The following is a 17421-nucleotide window of genomic DNA, read 5'->3' as shown; positions in this document are numbered from 1 at the left end:
CTTTTTTTTGTTTACCATTTTCACGTTTTGACAAGACTGATGGGTAAAAAAACAAGGGGGAGGAAGCATGCATCGTCTCTTGCTTTTTCTCATGCTCGCATCAATTACGCTTTGCGGCTGCGGGGGGAGACCCGCTCCCGTTCCGCCCAAAAAACATGAGGAAAGCCGCGCATTGGAAGCATCTGCATACCGTGAGCATGCCGGACTCATCAATCAAAACGGAAAAACGATCGGATATATCGAAGTGAGGGAATCTGATGATGAAGGGTCAGACATTCATATATCAGCGGGGCATCTGCCGCCCGGCACTTCTCTCGGATTTCATATTTATGAAAAAGGGACTTGTCAGGCACCTGATTTCGAATCAGCCGGGGGACCGTTCAACCCTTTGAACAAAGAACACGGCTTCAACAATCCGATGGGTCATCACGCCGGGGATCTCCCCAATCTTGAAGTGGGGGCTGACGGTAAAGTGGATGTCATTATGAACGCGCCGCAAACTTCATTAAAAGAAGGGAGCAGACTCAGCCTGCTCGACCGGGACGGAAGTGCGTTCGTCATTCATGAACATACGGACGATTATTTAACAAACCCAAGCGGAAATTCCGGAGCCAGAATCGCCTGCGCTCCCCTGACAAAAAGCGCCCGCAGGGAATGAGCCCTTTTGTATTGAGTATACAAGGGCTTTTTTAGTATACTCGGTTATGGAATACAAATGGAAAGGAAACATCACCTATGACTTCAGAATTACAGCACCTATCACTTCCGGAAGATATACAAAACAAACTGCAGGCTTATCAAAATCATCCCGTTTCCCAAGAATTCCGGGATTTAATCGGATCATCAGGCTATGAGGCCGAAGATAAAGCGATTGTATTCGATGCCGTCATCGCTTTGACAATGGGAAAAAATATCTTATTAAAAGGACCGACGGGCTCAGGGAAAACAAAATTGGCGGAAACGCTTTCGAACTATTTTCATAAACCGATGCACAGCGTCAACTGCTCCGTAGACCTTGATGCAGAAGCGCTTGTCGGCTATAAAACGATTGAAAATGAACAGGGACAGGCGACAATTGAATTCGTTCCCGGACCTGTAACAACCGCAATGAACGAGGGACATTTTTTATACATTGACGAAATCAATATGGCAAAGCCTGAAACCCTTCCGATTCTAAACGGCGTGCTTGATTACAGAAAAATGATGACAAATCCCTTTACAGGAGAAGTGATTAAGGCAAGCGAAGGATTCGGTGTTATCGCCGCGATTAATGAAGGCTACGTCGGCACCGTTCCGCTGAACGAAGCCCTTAAAAACCGTTTTGTCATCATTGATGTTCCGTATATTAAAGGAAGCCTCCTGAAACAGGTGCTGACCTCTCAGTCTGTCTTAAAAGATGAGAAATTAATTGAACGCTTTATGACGCTGTCTTCTGATTTAATCGCACAAGCGCATAACGGACAAGTGTCAGAAGAAGCGGCGTCCATCAGGGCTCTCATTGATACGTGCGACTTGGCTGCGTACATCCCGCCGAAACGGGCGATTGAAAGAGGCATCGTAGAAAAACTTGACGACGACAGGGAAAAAGCCGCTGTCAGAAATATTGCAGAAACGCTGTTCGAATGAGGGACATACAATGAAGTTTATCAAATTTAACGACAGCACGATTGATTCGTTTTTGTTCATGATGCTGACTGATCTGGCCAAAACACTGACCAGAAGCAGTGAAGTTGAAGTGGAATACGGCGTGCAGTCTTACTACAATCCCTTTGAAAAGAAAATTTACATGAGCCACTTTTGGAAAGACCGCTCAGCCGGGGATATGGAAGCCGGCCTGAAAAGCGATGTCTATTTGCGCGCTGTCGGAACACGCAGCAGCTCATTTCGGGAATTTGCGGGGTTTTTAAATGACGTTCACCGGCACTTTACCCGCCAAAGCTTTGCCAAGCAGCTGTTTATGCTGCTTGAGGATATCAGAATTGAAGAGCTGATCAAAAAAGAACGGCCGGGAACGAAACGTGTTTTTCAGAAGCGGAGGGAGATGTACAGGAAATATTTCACGACGCAGCTGACATTGAATTTAGAACGGAGCATTTTCACCGACGCTTTGTATTGCGCGATGTTTGTCAAGCTGACGGCTGAGTCTCCGCTTGAAGGCATTCCTTCCATGCATGAACATATTGATATGATGATACCGTATATTGAACGTCAGCTCATCCGGGTGTATGAGGCGGATTCTACGGAACAAATCGCAAGAATAACGGAAGACCTCATGGAAGGCCTTGATGAAGTGCTTGAGAAAGATATGCTGAACACGTACTTTTTTCTGCCGGAACTTGATTACGAAAAAGCGGCTGAAGAGCCTTTATTCGAAAGCGTAAAAAAAGCGCCTTCGTTAAGTGACGATCTCACGCTCCCTGAGTCTTCCGACGGAGATGAAGAAATCCTTGAAGAGAAAATGAATACGTGGCACCGGGAAACCGAAGCGCCGTCAAAAAGTTTCCTTCAATTTGATATTGAGCACGGCGCGAAATCAGATCTTGGGAAAGACGCGGCCAGAGAAGGCGATGACGGTGACCAGGCGCTCGGCTCCGTTCAAGGCTCCGCACGTCAGACGAAAAGAGAGGATTACTCCAAACTGGAAGCGCTTGAATCCATTCAGGATGAACATAAGGGCGCGGGGCTGGCTGACGGAAAAGAAAACAAATTTGCCTTCCCGGTTTATCAAACGCCTCATAAAGCGTCTCCTGAAGAGGAGCAGTCTTATAAAGAACAGGCAAAAACGATAGAATCATATCAAAAACGCCTGAAGCAGATGATACAAAAAACACTTGAGCACAAAAAAACGCTCCCGCGGACCGACCTTCACGCAGGCCGGCTGAATCGCAAACTGATCCGTTATTTTACGGAGCGGAACCCGCGCCTTTTCTATAAAAAGCAGGACCCATCTTCAGACATTGACGCCGTTTTTACATTGCTTGTCGATTGTTCGGCCAGCATGTTCGACAAAATGGATGAAACAAAAAGAGGGATCGTTCTTTTTCATGAAGCCTTGAAATCAGTGTCCGTACCGCACCAGATCGTCGGATTTTGGGAGGATACGAACGAAGCGACCGAAACGAGCCAGCCGAATTTCTTCAATACCGTCATTCCGTTTGAAGAGTCGCTGCTGCAGGCGGCGGGTCCGCTGATCATGCAGCTTGCGCCTGAAGAAGATAACAGAGACGGGTACGCCATCAGACAAATGACGAAACAGCTGATGCGGCGGAGTGAGGCGCAAAAATTTTTAATCGTGTTTTCAGACGGAGAGCCGGCAGCATTCGGATACGAACAAAACGGCATCGTCGATACGAGCGAGGCTGTCATCGAAGCGAGAAAAAAAGGGATAGAAGTCATAAATGTTTTTCTGTCCAATACTGCGATAGAAGAATCACAGATGAAAACCATTCAGGATATGTACGGAAAGTACAGTATTTTTGTTCCGGATGTCGATCAGCTGCCCGATGTACTGTATCCGCTCTTGAAAAAACTGCTTCATAAAAGCATAGGATAGGCTTTTTCCTATGCTTTTTCGCTTTTTATTTTAAAATGATTTAATTTTTTCGGTATTGATCTGTTTTTTTTACTATTTTGTGAACAATCAAGGTAGAATCCAAACGCAATCAGTGGTAAAATATCCTTGGAAGCGTTTTTATTACATAATTTTGGGCACAGCGTTCAAAAGTTATTTCAAGATAGTGAATTGATCACTTGATTATCTAGGTTGGGGGTAATATTCAAATGTTTCAAAATAATATGAAACAAAGAATGAATTGGGAAGATTTTTACGGACCGAACCTCGGCTACGCACTGGAGCTGTACGACCAATATGCTGAAGATCCAGACAGCATTGATCCGGATCTGAAAGACATGTTTGACGAACTCGGCGCTCCGCCAAGCCAAATAAAAGAGGCATCGGGAACAAAGGAACAGGGACGCGTCACCGCAGATCTGATTCAAAAGATCGCAGCAGCAGTTAAACTTGCAGAAGATATTCGAACCTATGGCCATCTGAACGCTTCCGTCAATCCGCTCAGAAAGGATCCGAAAAAGAGCGAGCTCTTTCCGTTATCCGAGTACGGGCTTACAGAAGAAGAAATGAAAGCAATACCCGCGTCTGTCATCTGTAAAGACGCACCTGCCAATATAACAAACGGCTTAGAAGCCATCCAGCATTTACGCAATACCTATAAAAGAACCATCTCCTTCGAGTTTGACCATGTGCATGATTTCGAAGAGCGCGCATGGATTACAAAAATGGTCGAATCCGGAGAACTGTTCCGGAAAAATTCACCGGAAAAACTGTCAGCCGTTTTAGAAAGACTGACGGAAGTAGAAGGATTTGAACAATTTTTACACCGGACATTCGTCGGTCAGAAGCGTTTCTCAATTGAGGGATTAGACGCGCTTGTGCCGGTTCTTGACGACATTATCGCCCAGTCTGTGAAAGCGGGCACAACCAATGTCAATATCGGGATGGCGCACAGAGGCCGTTTAAATGTGCTTGCGCATGTGCTCGGCAAACCGTATGAGATTATTTTCTCGGAATTCCAGCACGCGCCGAATAAAGACCTTGTGCCGTCTGAAGGATCGACCGGCATCAGCTACGGCTGGACGGGCGATGTAAAATATCACCTCGGTGCAGACAGACAGCTTCAGGATGCTGAAACCAAAAGCGCGCGGATTACGCTTGCAAATAACCCGAGCCACTTGGAATTCATCAATCCGATTGTGGAAGGAAGCACGCGGGCGGCACAGGAAACAAGAACGCAAAAGGGGTACCCGGTTCAAGACGAAACAAAATCGCTCGCCATTTTAATTCACGGTGACGCAGCGTTTCCGGGAGAAGGCATTGTCGCCGAGACGCTGAACTTAAGCTCTCTGAAAGGCTATCAGGTCGGCGGGGCCATTCATATCATCGCCAATAATATGATCGGCTTTACAACAGAAAGCGATGAATCACGGTCCACGAAATATGCCAGTGATTTGGCTAAGGGCTACGAAATCCCGATCGTTCACGTCAACGCGGATGATCCGGAAGCATGCCTGTCAGCCGTTAAATTTGCGGTTGAATACCGGAAGCGGTTCAATAAAGATTTCTTAATCGATTTAATCGGATACAGACGGTACGGCCACAATGAAATGGATGAGCCGTCAACGACACAGCCGATGCTGTATGACGCCGTCAGAAAACACCCGACTGTCAAGCGGATCTTTGCGGAAAAACTCGTAAGTGAAGGACTGATCAGCGAGGAACAAGCGCAAAACATCGAAACGGCAGTGACAAAACGAATTGAAGACGCCTATAAAAAGGTGCCCGCCAAAAAAGAAGACGCCGTACGGGAAATTGAATTGCCGGAACCGGTGTCCAACGGTTTTCCAGACGTTGACACAGCCATTGATTTTGATGTTCTCCGCAAGCTGAACGGCGAACTTATCAACTGGCCGGAATCTTTTAACGTGTTCGGCAAGCTGAAAAGAATTCTGGAAAGACGTGCAAAAGCGTTTGATGATGACCGTAAAGTTGAATGGTCATTGGCTGAATCGCTTGCGTTTGCTTCCATTTTGAAAGACGGCACGCCGATCCGGCTGACCGGACAGGATTCAGAGCGCGGAACGTTCGCTCAAAGAAACCTTGTGCTGCATGACAGCGAAACAGGAGAAGAATTTGTTGCCCTCCATCACTTAGACGACTGCGCTGCTTCATTTACGGTGCATAACAGCCCGCTCTCTGAAGGATCGGTTCTCGGCTTTGAATATGGATACAACGTGTATTCGCCTGAAACGCTTGTGATGTGGGAGGCGCAGTACGGGGACTTTGCCAATGCGGCTCAAGTCTATTTTGATCAATTTATATCCGCAGGACGGGCAAAATGGGGACAAAAATCAGGCCTGGTCATGCTGCTGCCTCACGGTTACGAAGGGCAGGGCCCTGAACACTCCAGCGGCCGCGTCGAGCGGTTCCTGCAGCTGGCGGCGGAAAACAACTGGACGGTGGCCAACCTGACAAGTGCGGCTCAGTATTTCCACATTTTAAGAAGACAAGCGAAAATGCTGCTTCGTGAGGAAATTCGCCCGCTTGTGATCATGACGCCGAAGAGCCTGCTGCGCAACCCGAATACGGTATCTGAAGTGCAGGAACTGAGCGAAAGCCGATTCAAGCCTGTCTATGAGCAGTCCGGACTTTCCCATGCTTACGAAAAAGTGACTCGCGTCGTATTATCAAGCGGAAAAGTGTCAATTGATATCAGCGATCACTTCAACAAAATGGAAGGCGATAAGGATTGGCTTCATATTGCCAGAATCGAACAGCTGTATCCGTTCCCGGCAAAAGATACGAAGGAGCTTTTCGCCAAACTGCCGAACCTGCAAGAGATCGTTTGGGTTCAGGAAGAGCCGCAGAACATGGGGGCATGGAGTTATATCAGCCCGTATCTGACGGAAATCGCGCCAAAAGGAGTAAATGTCCAATACATCGGCCGAAGAAGACGATCCAGTCCCGCAGAAGGAGATCCGACAGTCCACAAAAAAGAACAGGAACGCATTGTATCTGATAGCTTGACTCGCAAAAACTAAGGGGGAAATGAAAAAATGGCGGAAATTAAGGTACCTGAATTAGCAGAATCAATCTCAGAAGGAACGATAGCCCAATGGTTAAAGCAGCCCGGTGATTATGTAGAACAGGGTGAGTACTTGCTTGAACTGGAGACGGACAAAGTAAATGTTGAATTGACAGCAGAAGAATCGGGTGTTCTAAAAGAGGTATTGAAAGATTCGGGTGATACCGTCCAAGTAGGAGAAATTATCGGTACTATTACAGAAGGCGCTGGCGAAAGTTCTGCACCCGCCCCTTCAGAAAGTGCTCCAGCCAATGAACAAACGAAAGAGGAAGCAAAAGCTGAACCTGCTGCACAAGAAGTCAGCCAGGAAGCACAATCAGAAGCGAAATCCAGAACGATAGCGTCTCCGGCTGCACGCAAGCTGGCAAGGGAAAAAGGAATTGATCTATCACAAATTCCGACGGGGGACCCGCTCGGCCGCGTGCGCAAGCAAGATGTGGAAGCTTATGAAAAACCGGCTTCAAAACCTGCGGCACAGCCGAAACAGCAGGCTCAAAAAACACAGCAAAGCTTTGACAAACCTGTCGAAGTGCAAAAAATGTCCCGCCGCAGACAGACGATCGCGAAACGATTGGTTGAAGTGCAGCAGACTTCTGCGATGCTGACTACATTTAACGAAGTTGACATGACGGCCGTTATGAATCTAAGAAAACGCCGTAAAGACCAATTCCTTGAGCAAAACGAAGTAAAACTCGGTTTCATGTCGTTCTTTACAAAAGCCGTCGTGGCTGCATTGAAAAAATTCCCGCTCCTTAACGCTGAAATTCAAGGCGATGAGCTGATCGTGAAAAAATTCTATGACATCGGTATCGCTGTCGCGGCTGAAGAAGGGCTTGTCGTCCCAGTCGTGCGTGACGCTGACCGCCTGACGTTTGCCGGCATTGAAAGAGAGATCGGCGAACTTGCGAAAAAAGCGCGAAACAATAAATTAACATTAGGTGAGCTGCAAGGAGGCTCCTTCACGATCACAAACGGAGGTACATTCGGATCGCTAATGTCAACACCAATCCTAAACAGCCCTCAGGTTGGGATCTTAGGTATGCACAAAATTCAGCTGCGCCCAGTAGCGATTGATGCGGAGCGCTCTGAAAACCGTCCGATGATGTACATCGCTTTATCATATGATCACAGAATTGTAGATGGTAAAGAAGCGGTCGGATTCCTTGTCACCATTAAAAACCTGCTTGAAGATCCGGAACAGCTGTTGCTGGAAGGATAATTTGAGACAGACAAAAAGTACACTGCCCTTACAAGCAGTGTACTTTTTTTATTGAGAGAAGGGGAGAATTTATATGAAAAGCTGTTATCCGCTTGAGATCGAATTTGAATATAATGAAGAATTGCATTCTATCACTCCGGTTCTTCTGCAAGACGAACATGACACGATATTAATAGACTGCGGATATCCCGGTTTTACAAACCATCTTCAACATGCTGCCGTCCGGCATGGAATGTCGCTTCATTCATTGACAAAAATTATTGTAACGCATCACGACATAGACCATATCGGCTCACTCGCTGCATTACACCGTTTGCATCCGGATGTCAGCGTGACAGCACATGAGCGTGAAGCGCCGTATATTGACGGCTCTAAAAAATCTTTACGGCTTGAGCAGGCTGAATCAACGTTTTGTTCATTGCCAGAGGATGCAAAGCCTTATGCAAAACAGTTCATCCGCTCGCTTCAATCAGTCGAATCGGCTCCAGTTCACCGGACAGTTACTGACGGCGAGCTGCTGCCTTGGTGCGGAGGCATTCGCGTTGTAGCCACGCCGGGTCATACACCCGGCCATATCAGTCTTTATCTGCCTGCCGAAAAAACTATGGTCACAGGTGATGCGGTCGTCATTGAAGACGGAAAGCTGAACCTTGCTAATCCTAGTTATACGTTACATATGGATGATGCGGTCCGTTCTGTGCAGCTGCTGCTCGATTACGATATCCGCCAATTGATTTGTTATCATGGAGGTTTATTTCAGGGGGATGTAAAAAAAGCGCTTTTGCGCCTGTTTCATGATCTGCAGAATAAAAAAGGATAGGAGCGGCCAGTCTATCCTATCCTTGTTCAGTTATGAAAACGGAATCTTTGCCGTTTCTTCTACCTCGGCGCTGTTTTTCTCTTTTTTCTTAGACCAGTAGGTGGCAAGAACAGACCCCGACAGATTGTGCCATATGCTGAAAATTGCGCTCGGCACGGCTGACAAAGGGGAGAAATGCGCTGTCGCAAGCGCTGCGCCCAGTCCGGAGTTTTGCATTCCGACTTCGATCGCAATCGCTTTTTGTGAAGCATAATCCATTTTGAACAGCTTTGCAGTCAGGAATCCTAACAAATATCCGATTCCGTTATGTAAGATGACGACAGACACAATCAGCAGTCCTGATTGAAGCAGATGCTCACGATTTACGCTGACGACAGAGGATACAATCGCTACGATGCCGATTACCGACACGAGAGGAAGCGCGTGCACGGCTTGTCCGACCTGTTTTTTGAAGAACAGCTTCACAATCACCCCGAGGACGATCGGCAAAAGCACGGCTTGCATTATGGAAACAAACAGTGAGCCGAAAGAAACGGGGAGCCACTCTTTCGCAAACAGCATAATAAGTGCCGGCGTTACAATAGGAGCAAGCAATGTTGAGATCGTGGTGACCGCAACAGAAAGCGCCGTATTGCCTTTCGCCAAAAATGTCATGACGTTTGATGCCGTACCGCCCGGACAGCATCCGACCAGAATGACGCCCGCGGCGATTTCTGCGGGGAGGCGGAGCCCGATTGATAAACAGAAAGCCGTAAGCGGCATAATCGTAAACTGGGCAGCGACTCCGATCACGACATGCCAAGGCTTTCTGATTAATTCTTTAAAATCGTCTGCTTGAAGAGTAAGCCCCATCCCAAACATAATAATACCAAGGAAAATCGTCATATAAGAACTGATCCAAGAAAACAAATCAGGGCAGGCGAATCCTAAACCGGCAAAGACGATAACCCACAAGCCAAAGGTTTGGCCCGCAAACCCGCTTATTTTTTTCAGCCATTCCATAAACACAGCTCCTTTTACATTCAATCAATCAGTCAGAAAATATGACTGACTTTTCTGTATTCCATTATAAATAATTTTCTGAATAATTCAATATTTAATATAAGTTTTCAATAAAATTATTATGTAAACTAACATCTTCTTGACTATTCAGACATATATTCTTACAATTGATTTTTATACTGAAATGAATTGGGAGTGCTGAAGTGAAAGAAGCTAATCAATGGTCATCTAAGCTGGGATTTATTTTAGCTACGGCCGGCTCTGCAATCGGGCTCGGCGCAATATGGAAGTTCCCTTACGTAGCGGGAACCAGCGGAGGCGGCGCTTTTCTGCTTGTTTTTATTTTATTTACTGTTTTAATCGGACTGCCGCTTTTGCTTGCTGAATTTATTATCGGCAGAAAAACACAAAAAAACGCCGTTGAATCCTATAAGGCGCTCGCGCCGGGGAAAAAGTGGCACTGGATCGGATATCTCGGAATCATTACGTGTTTTATTCTATTATCCTTCTACAGCGTAGTGGGGGGATGGATATTAATCTACATTATAAAAGGCTTTACAGGCGGCTTATCGCTTTCTTCGGGATTTGATACGTTATTTATCGATACCATTTCAAATCCTTATGCAGCCGTTTTCGGTCAGCTGCTGTTTATCGTGCTGACGATTTTAGTTGTGGCAAAAGGGGTGAGCAGCGGCATCGAAAAGGTAAGCCAGGTGCTGATGCCGGCTCTGTTTATTCTGTTTATTCTTTTAATGATCCGCTCCGTTACGCTGCATGATGCAGCGAAGGGATTAAAATTCTTCTTCATGCCTGATTTTGGCGCGATGGATGCCAATACCATTTTATATGCGATGGGACAATCATTTTTCTCGTTAAGCGTCGGAGTGTCCGTAATGGTTACATACAGCGCATATTTAGAAAAAGAAGAAAATATTGTTCAATCCGCCGTATCGGTGACGGTATTAAATGTCCTTGTTGCTGTGATGGCGGGAGTGGCGATTTTTCCGGCGGTGTTTGCATTCGGCCTCAAGCCGGATCAAGGCCCGCAGCTTTTATTTAACGTGCTGCCGACCGTCTTTAACCAAATGCCGTTGGGCATCGTGTTTTTACTCGCCTTTTTGCTGCTGTTTTTATTTGCGACGCTGACATCGGCTTTTTCAATGCTTGAAATTTTAGTTGCTGTTTTGTCAAAAGGCGATTCGGCAAAACGGAAGCGGTATGCATGGATCGGGGGACTTGCTATATTTATTGTCGGGGTCCCTTCGGCGCTGTCGTACGGAATTTTGAGTGATGTTTCTCTTTTTCACCGCAGTATTTTTGACGCTGCGGATTTTCTGGTCAGCAATGTCTTAATGCCGCTGGGCGCGCTTTTAATTGCCGTTTTCGTACCGCTGAAAATTCCGAAACAGATGTTGTTTGACGAACTGAAAAGCGGTTCCGGTATAAAACGAAAATGGTTTGCAGTCTGGCTCCTATTAATCCGTTATGTGGCTCCTGTAGCCATTATTATCGTTTTTCTGCACGTGCTTGGTATTTTTTAAACCAAAAGAAGCACGCCCCCGTTCAAGACGGGGGCTTTTTTAATAAAGCGGCCATATCACGCGGTGCGCTTGCTCGAACCGTTTCTCCGCCTCCCGCCAATCAACGACATTCCACCATTGATCCACGTAAGCCGCGCGGTCGTTTTTATATTGTAAATAATAAGCGTGTTCCCACACATCCAGCGGAAGCAAAGGAATGACGTCCCACTGGCTGTAGAGCTGATGCTTCTCAGCGGCCAAAATCTCCAGCCGCCCGGCGCGCGGCGCCCAGACTAGGATAGCCCAGCCGACTCCTTCGACTTTTTTCGCCGCTTGAGAAAATTGCTCTTTAAAAGCGGAATAGCTTCCGAATGACACATCAATCATTTGAAAGAGTGCACCCGTCGGCCGTCTTTTTCCGTTTGGATTCATCGAAAACCAGAAAATACTGTGTAAATAATGGCCCGCGCCGTGAAACGCCAATTGCCGCTCCCAATGTGCCACTAAGTCGTACTGTTTCGTCTGTCTCGCTTTTTTGAGCTCCAGTTCTGCTTTATTCAGACCGTCAACATAGCTCTGATGGTGTTTTGTATGGTGGAGTTTCATAATCTCTCTTGAAATATACGGTTCCAGTGCGGAATAACTGTAAGGCAGTTTAGGGAGGACATGCTTGCCGATCGGCACATAGGCTCTGCGCTCATCCGGCTCTTCGGGTTCAGTAATGTCCCGGTAAAGTGCTGATGCCTGTTCGTACCATTCCGCCTCCGTTAATCCATCATCCTGAAGGGTGTGAAAAATCCGGTCGATTTGTGCCGCGAAGCGATCGAACCGACCTTGCTGAATGACTTGTTCCTTCAAGGTTTCACACCAATTCAGCATCTCGGTTTGATAAGCGTGCCGTTTCATTTTTCTTCCTCCTTTTCACTCATTTTCATAAAAGTGCTGAGCGCAAGCAAAGAAAACACATACGGGTAGCTGTGATACCTGATGTAAAACTGTTTCGGCAGGCCGATTCCGGTCGGATAGCTGAAAGCGGCTCCTTCGTAATGCCGGTTTTCAATAAGAAAAGATATGCCTTTTGTGACGGCTTGATGATGAGGTTTTTCGTATTGCAGCAAAGCTTCGGCCGCCCAAGCCGTCTGTATAAGCGTCCCGTAAGAAAGCGGAACATAGGTTTTCTCTTCTGCACTTTTACAGGATTCCCCCCAGCTTCCGTCCTCGTTTTGAATGGACTTCAGCCAGCGGATCGCTTTTTTTACGGCCGGGTGGTTTTGGCTCACGCCGCAAGCCTTCATCCCTGTCAGCGCCGCCCATGTGCCGTAAATATAGCAGACACCCCATCTGCCGTACCACGATCCGTCCTCTTCTTGATGGCGGATCAGCCATTGGACGGCTTTTTCAATCTGAGGGTGATCAGAAGAAAGCCCCGCTTCTCCTAAACAGTGCAGCACCCGTCCGGTTAAGTCGCTTGTTGAAGGATCGATGGCAGCTTCCTCAGCCGATTCCAGCGGCAGCAGGCGGACCAGCGGATGATTGACATTTTTCTCAAAAGCAGAGAAGCCGCCGTCACTGTTTTGCATGGACAAAAGCCAGCTCAGTCCGCGTTCCCATGAGGCGGGATAAAGTTTTCGCGGAATGGCTTTGAGCACTGCGGCTGTGTCATCACAATCAGGATTATTTGTATTGATGTTTGAAAAACCCCATCCTCCCGGTTCAGCATGCGGGTTGTGAACGGCCCAATCAGCGACTTTCGTCTGCTGCCGTTCACGCAGAAACCGGGCGGCGCTGGTTATCATCTGATCGTTATCTGGGATGCCGCTTTTCATAAGCGCATAGCTGAGAAGCGCCGTATCCCAAACGGTCGACGTTGAATTTTCCAGGTACGGTATATTGCCGCAAGACGTGAGCAAAGCTTTCGTGCCGGCAAGCGCTTTTTTAATAACGGGGGAGTGGCGCGATACACCGAGAGCGAGCAGGCCGTACACCATAAAAATAGTGGCGCTCGCATAGCTGTATAATGTGCCGTCTTCTTCAATCCGGTCAAGCATATACGTTTTGGCCGTACGCAGACCGAGCTGGTGAAAAGCGGCAGGAATCTGCAAAAGCCGCTTCCAGTGCGCGAAAAGAGAAGAGAGGTCTCTGTTCTCATCCTGATCGGAACGAAGCCATGTAAACGGATTTTTAGTCATATGCCGATCTAAATGCGCGAGAGACGGAACGTTGGGATTTTTCAGCGAAAATCTTTTGTTAAGCGTCACGGCCATCGGTACAAAATGAATACGGGCGTATGTACTGAACTGGTAAAAATGCAGCGGGAAGGATGGGGGAATGACTAAGAAAGATAATGGCAGATGCAGCGCGGGCCATGGATAAAGGCCGTTTGCCGCAAGCATCCACTTTGTCATGAAGTGTACGTTGCGCAAGCCGCCATTTGAGATGATAAAGCGTTCGGCCTGAATCATATGCGCCTCAGAACGGCTATATAAACCGGAAGCCAGCAAGCCGGCATAGCCCTGTACAGTGGCGGTCACATTTCCTTTCCGGTCATCAGGATAGTTGGCAAAAGTTCCGTCCGGGCGCTGTTTAGCGCGAATGCCTTCTGCAAGCTCAGCGATCAGTTCTTTATCATTGTCTCCAAGAGAAGTGAGGAGGAGGATCAGAAAGGCGTTTGTCAAAATCGGTCCTTCAAAACAAAATGACCATGAGCCGTCCGCATTTTGCGTTTCTCTTAATAGGGAGATGGTTTTCTTTTGGCGGCTTCTGACGTTTTCATGAATTGTGCTCACACTCGCTCAACTCCTTCAGAAGCATATATATTCATATGTAAAAGGCCGCATGACAAAAGAAAGAAACTGCTGACAGGCAGCAGTTTCTTGTTTGATTAATCTTCCAGATTGATCCAGACGCTTTTCACTTCTGTATAATTATCCAGAGCGTAAGAGCCCATTTCCCGCCCGAGGCCGGATTGCTTATAGCCGCCGAAAGGAGATGCCGCATCGAAAACATTGTAGCAGTTGACCCAAACGGTGCCGGCTTGGAGACGGTCAGCAATGTAATGGGCGTTTTTGACATTCTCAGTCCAAAGTCCGGCTGCAAGGCCGTATTCCGAGCGGTTCGCCCGCTCAATCACTTCATCTACCGTATCATACGGAATGGCGGCTAAAACCGGGCCGAAAATTTCTTCTTTTGCGATGGTCATGCTGTCATCCACATCCGCAAATACAGTCGGGGAGACAAAATACCCTTCTTCAAACGGGCAGCTGCCGCCCGCGACAGCTTTGGCTCCTTCCGCTTTTCCTTTTTCAATATATGAAAGCACGCGCTCATGCTGTTCCTTACTGACGAGCGGGCCGATTTGTGTATCTTGGTGAAGGCCGGCGCCTTGCTGAAGCGATTTCGCATATGAAACCATTTCGCTGACGACCTCATCATATTTGTCTTTGTGAATGAAGACACGGGAGCCTGCACAGCATACCTGCCCCTGATTAAACATGACCCCGTTTAAAGCGCCGGGAATGGCTTTCTTCAAATTGGCGTCAGGCAAAATGATGTTAGGTGACTTTCCGCCAAGCTCCAGTGTCACGCGTTTAATTTTTTTTGCGGCTTTTTCCATGATTTTTTTGCCGATTTGTGTAGAACCGGTAAAAGCGAGTTTATCGACATCGTCATGGTTGGTCAGCGCTTCCCCGGCCGTTTCGCCGAACCCTGGGACAATATTGATGACGCCGTCAGGGAAGCCCGCCTGATCTATTAATTCCGCTAAATAGAGGGCAGTCAGCGGTGTCTGCTCCGCCGGTTTCAAAACGATTGTGCAGCCTGTGGCAAGGGCGGCGCCCATTTTCCACATCGCCATAAGGAGCGGGAAGTTCCAAGGGATGATCTGCCCCACGACGCCGACAGGCTCATGGCGGGTGTAATTAAAATATGAGCCGGCGACCGGAATCGTTTGTCCGGTTATCTTTGTAGACCACCCGGCATAATAACGCATATGCTCAATTGCGAGCGGGATATCCCCATTCGTCGTTTCATTAATCGGTTTTCCATTATCAAGTGTTTCAAGCTGCGCGAGTTCCGTTTTGTGCTCTTCCATTAAATCGGCAAGCTTATACATCAGCCTGCTTCTGGAAGCGGCCGGCATAGTGCGCCATTCGCCGTGATCAAAGGCTTTGCGTGCCGCTTTCACTGCACTGTCAATGTCTTCTGACTGTGCCTCGTAAAGCGTCATCAGCGTTTCCCCGGTTGCCGGATTCGGTGTGACAAATGTTGATCCTGAAGCGCTCGGAACAAATTTTCCGTCAATATAAAGCTTCTTCGTGCCCTGTAAAAATGTTTCCAGCCTTTTTGTGATCTGCATCGTTAAAGAACTCATTCGTAACAAACCTCCCGAAATTTTTTTATGGTCTGTTTTGAGCATCTTGATGTCCGCGCAAAGTAAGCGCATACAGTCATTCTATAATAACACCTCCGGTAAAATCAATCGATAACCGTTATTGCAATTCACAAGAAAAAACGGCTACAATAAGCTTATCGATTAAGAAAAGGAGTTTTATAAATGATTCATAATAATTGGCAGACAAAAGAAAGCGTCAAAAAGGTCAAATGCGTACATACAGATGCGAAAAAATACATTGTCAAAAATGTGCTGACGCCGGGTAAAGAGTATGAAGTCAAAAATGAAACAGAAGAATTCATTTTTGTTGTAGACAATACAAACAAAGTCGGAGGCTTCTACAAAGAGTATTTTGAAGAAGTTTAAAGCTGTATGAATTTATTTTGCCTGAGCCATACTAAAAAAGACTACATATAAAGGGTGGCTGCAAAATGAAAAAAACAGAGCAAGACAAACAAAATAAAACATCAGATCAGCTTCAGCAAGTGCAACCTGAAGAAGGCACCGACACGACGATGGAACAAATTTCAGATACCTATAAAGAAGGAACAATTGAAGATACGGATCGTTGATGTTTTGTTGAAACCGCGGCATTGGAGAAGCCGCGGTTTTTTATGGCGAAAATAAAAAACTGACTTTTCGAAAAAAATACCGTTTTCTTGAAACCTTTTCTTTCGCTGAACCGTACTACTTCATAACAGCGGCACCTTTCGCGAAGGGCTTTTTTGATGAACGTTCTAAAAATGTAATCTGTTCGTAATGGTTTAAATGCCGTCTATGTCGTATTCTTATATAGGGATAAAGAACTTATTTTTTTATGATTGTAATAAAACAATAGTATAGAAGCAGAAAGTGGGGTTCTTCATTGGGAATTTTTTCTGTCAGCAGATCAACCGACACAAAAAAGCTGGAGGCTTTGCTCGTTGAGGGAGAACGGATCGAAACGATTTATAAACTGCGGGTTGACCAAATATGCTTTACGAATAAACGAGTGATTTTCTTTGATAATAAAATGTTCTCCAAAAAGAAAGTGCGCGTATTTCTTCCATATAAAACAATTGAAAGCTTCGCCATTCAAGAAGCAGGGATGTTTGATCCCGATACCGGGCTTGTATTAATGACAAGGGGAAAAACTTTCGAATTGGAATTTGCAAAAGAAACGGACTTGACTGAGGTTCAAGCCATCTTAACAAAATACTTATGCAGTTAAATATCACATAAAAGCCATCCGAATGCATGCGGATGGCCTTTTTATTATATAATGCTTGTTTTTCCGGAGTTCGAATCAATGAGATCCGGATCAGCAATAGAACTGATGGGGATATAAATCGGCGCCAAATCACCATTTTCTTCACCGAATCCGTAGTTGATCTTATTGGATAAAAAATAATCGATTTGCTGATACGGGCCGATCGTAATGGAAGAACCGCGGTCGACTGCATTTACTTTAAAGCCCCCTACATTTACCAAAACTGGCGAAAACATCATAATGGGCCTCCTTTTCCGGCAGGGATTTTATCGCATGCAGACTCAAAGGCAGATGGAGAATCAATTTGATCCCGGTCATCCACTTTGCCGTTCGTGCCGATGAAGCCGCTTGCATCTCCGAAGTTCTGTCCGTATCCCTGATTCTTTTTATCAGAATTCTGCCATTCCGCCAGTAAATTTTGTCCGACATTCACCGCTGAAGCATTTTCAAAGGAATTAATTTTCAACATGAAAATATTAATATTGATATATGGAGTTGGTTGAACCACAGGCAAACCTCCTTTAATACAGGTGTATGCCGGCTGTTATGACCGTATGCTTAG

The 17421-nt window shown here is 46.5% G+C and carries 16 protein-coding genes; 10 read left to right on the top strand and 6 right to left on the bottom strand.

Annotation, left to right across the window (positions count from 1 at the left end; all coding sequences use genetic code 11):
- Positions 1 to 67: 67 nt before the first annotated feature.
- The 6 genes from G9F75_RS10400 (at position 68) to G9F75_RS10375 (ending at position 8698) form a co-directional block, all read left to right on the top strand.
- Entirely contained in the window at positions 68 to 658 is a 591-nt protein-coding gene (locus G9F75_RS10400; protein ID WP_029974251.1) for a superoxide dismutase family protein, read from the top strand.
- A 77-nt stretch (positions 659 to 735) separates the two neighbouring features.
- On the top strand, positions 736 to 1626 hold the full coding sequence (locus tag G9F75_RS10395; protein WP_003153758.1) for an AAA family ATPase: 891 nt from the start codon (positions 736 to 738) through the stop codon (positions 1624 to 1626).
- A 10-nt stretch (positions 1627 to 1636) separates the two neighbouring features.
- Positions 1637 to 3553 carry a nitric oxide reductase activation protein NorD gene (locus G9F75_RS10390; protein WP_017417967.1) on the top strand — a complete coding sequence of 639 codons (1917 nt, stop codon included), beginning with the start codon at positions 1637 to 1639 and terminating at the stop codon, positions 3551 to 3553.
- Between the two features lie 227 nt (positions 3554 to 3780).
- The gene (gene sucA / locus G9F75_RS10385; protein WP_014418120.1) at positions 3781 to 6615 is read left to right on the top strand and encodes a 2-oxoglutarate dehydrogenase E1 component; all 2835 of its coding nucleotides are present in this window, start codon (positions 3781 to 3783) and stop codon (positions 6613 to 6615) included.
- A gap of 15 nt (positions 6616 to 6630) precedes the next feature.
- The gene (odhB, locus tag G9F75_RS10380) at positions 6631 to 7878 is read left to right on the top strand and encodes a 2-oxoglutarate dehydrogenase complex dihydrolipoyllysine-residue succinyltransferase (protein WP_021493911.1); all 1248 of its coding nucleotides are present in this window, start codon (positions 6631 to 6633) and stop codon (positions 7876 to 7878) included.
- Between the two features lie 73 nt (positions 7879 to 7951).
- Positions 7952 to 8698 (top strand): MBL fold metallo-hydrolase, encoded by a 747-nt coding sequence (locus tag G9F75_RS10375; RefSeq protein WP_021493910.1) that lies wholly within the window; start codon positions 7952 to 7954, stop codon positions 8696 to 8698.
- A gap of 30 nt (positions 8699 to 8728) precedes the next feature.
- Here G9F75_RS10375 and G9F75_RS10370 read toward each other — a convergent pair whose 3' ends face one another.
- A complete protein-coding gene (locus G9F75_RS10370; protein ID WP_017417964.1) occupies positions 8729 to 9700 on the bottom strand; it encodes a bile acid:sodium symporter family transporter in 972 nt (323 codons plus the stop codon).
- Between the two features lie 203 nt (positions 9701 to 9903).
- Here G9F75_RS10370 and G9F75_RS10365 point away from each other — a divergent pair, with 203 nt between their 5' ends.
- Positions 9904 to 11241, top strand: coding sequence for a sodium-dependent transporter (locus G9F75_RS10365; RefSeq protein WP_061862282.1), 1338 nt, complete (start codon positions 9904 to 9906; stop codon positions 11239 to 11241).
- Positions 11242 to 11280: 39 nt separating this feature from the next.
- Here G9F75_RS10365 and G9F75_RS10360 read toward each other — a convergent pair whose 3' ends face one another.
- From G9F75_RS10360 to G9F75_RS10350, 3 genes are all read right to left on the bottom strand, one after another.
- Entirely contained in the window at positions 11281 to 12126 is an 846-nt protein-coding gene (locus tag G9F75_RS10360) for a superoxide dismutase (protein ID WP_007611962.1), read from the bottom strand.
- On the bottom strand, positions 12123 to 14006 hold the full coding sequence (locus G9F75_RS10355; RefSeq protein ID WP_167409090.1) for a terpene cyclase/mutase family protein: 1884 nt from the start codon (positions 14004 to 14006) through the stop codon (positions 12123 to 12125). The genes G9F75_RS10360 and G9F75_RS10355 overlap by 4 nt, the downstream gene beginning before the upstream one ends.
- A 95-nt stretch (positions 14007 to 14101) precedes the next feature.
- Positions 14102 to 15589 carry an aldehyde dehydrogenase family protein gene (locus tag G9F75_RS10350; protein ID WP_099721961.1) on the bottom strand — a complete coding sequence of 496 codons (1488 nt, stop codon included), beginning with the start codon at positions 15587 to 15589 and terminating at the stop codon, positions 14102 to 14104.
- Positions 15590 to 15772: 183 nt separating this feature from the next.
- Here G9F75_RS10350 and G9F75_RS10345 point away from each other — a divergent pair, with 183 nt between their 5' ends.
- From G9F75_RS10345 to G9F75_RS10335, 3 genes are all read left to right on the top strand, one after another.
- On the top strand, positions 15773 to 15976 hold the full coding sequence (locus G9F75_RS10345) for a DUF6501 family protein (RefSeq protein ID WP_007407979.1): 204 nt from the start codon (positions 15773 to 15775) through the stop codon (positions 15974 to 15976).
- 65 nt (positions 15977 to 16041) lie between these two features.
- Positions 16042 to 16182, top strand: a complete 141-nt coding sequence (locus G9F75_RS10340; RefSeq protein WP_003153781.1) for a DUF4025 domain-containing protein — start codon at positions 16042 to 16044, stop codon at positions 16180 to 16182.
- A gap of 293 nt (positions 16183 to 16475) precedes the next feature.
- Positions 16476 to 16820 carry a PH domain-containing protein gene (locus tag G9F75_RS10335; RefSeq protein WP_003153783.1) on the top strand — a complete coding sequence of 115 codons (345 nt, stop codon included), beginning with the start codon at positions 16476 to 16478 and terminating at the stop codon, positions 16818 to 16820.
- A gap of 44 nt (positions 16821 to 16864) precedes the next feature.
- Here the strand turns inward: G9F75_RS10335 and G9F75_RS10330 are convergent, their stop codons facing one another.
- Both G9F75_RS10330 and G9F75_RS10325 read right to left on the bottom strand, forming a co-directional pair.
- Entirely contained in the window at positions 16865 to 17098 is a 234-nt protein-coding gene (locus G9F75_RS10330; protein WP_003153785.1) for a hypothetical protein, read from the bottom strand.
- Complete coding sequence (locus G9F75_RS10325) at positions 17095 to 17367, bottom strand: hypothetical protein (protein WP_014418114.1); 273 nt, start codon at positions 17365 to 17367, stop codon at positions 17095 to 17097. The genes G9F75_RS10330 and G9F75_RS10325 overlap by 4 nt, the downstream gene beginning before the upstream one ends.
- Positions 17368 to 17421 lie beyond the last annotated feature (54 nt).

The sequence above is a fragment of the Bacillus sp. EKM208B genome (genome assembly GCF_011800725.1).
Classification (GTDB): Bacteria; Bacillota; Bacilli; order Bacillales; family Bacillaceae; genus Bacillus; species Bacillus velezensis.
Note: the sequence above shows the minus strand (reverse complement) of the source record. Positions and strands in the feature narration are given on the sequence as shown.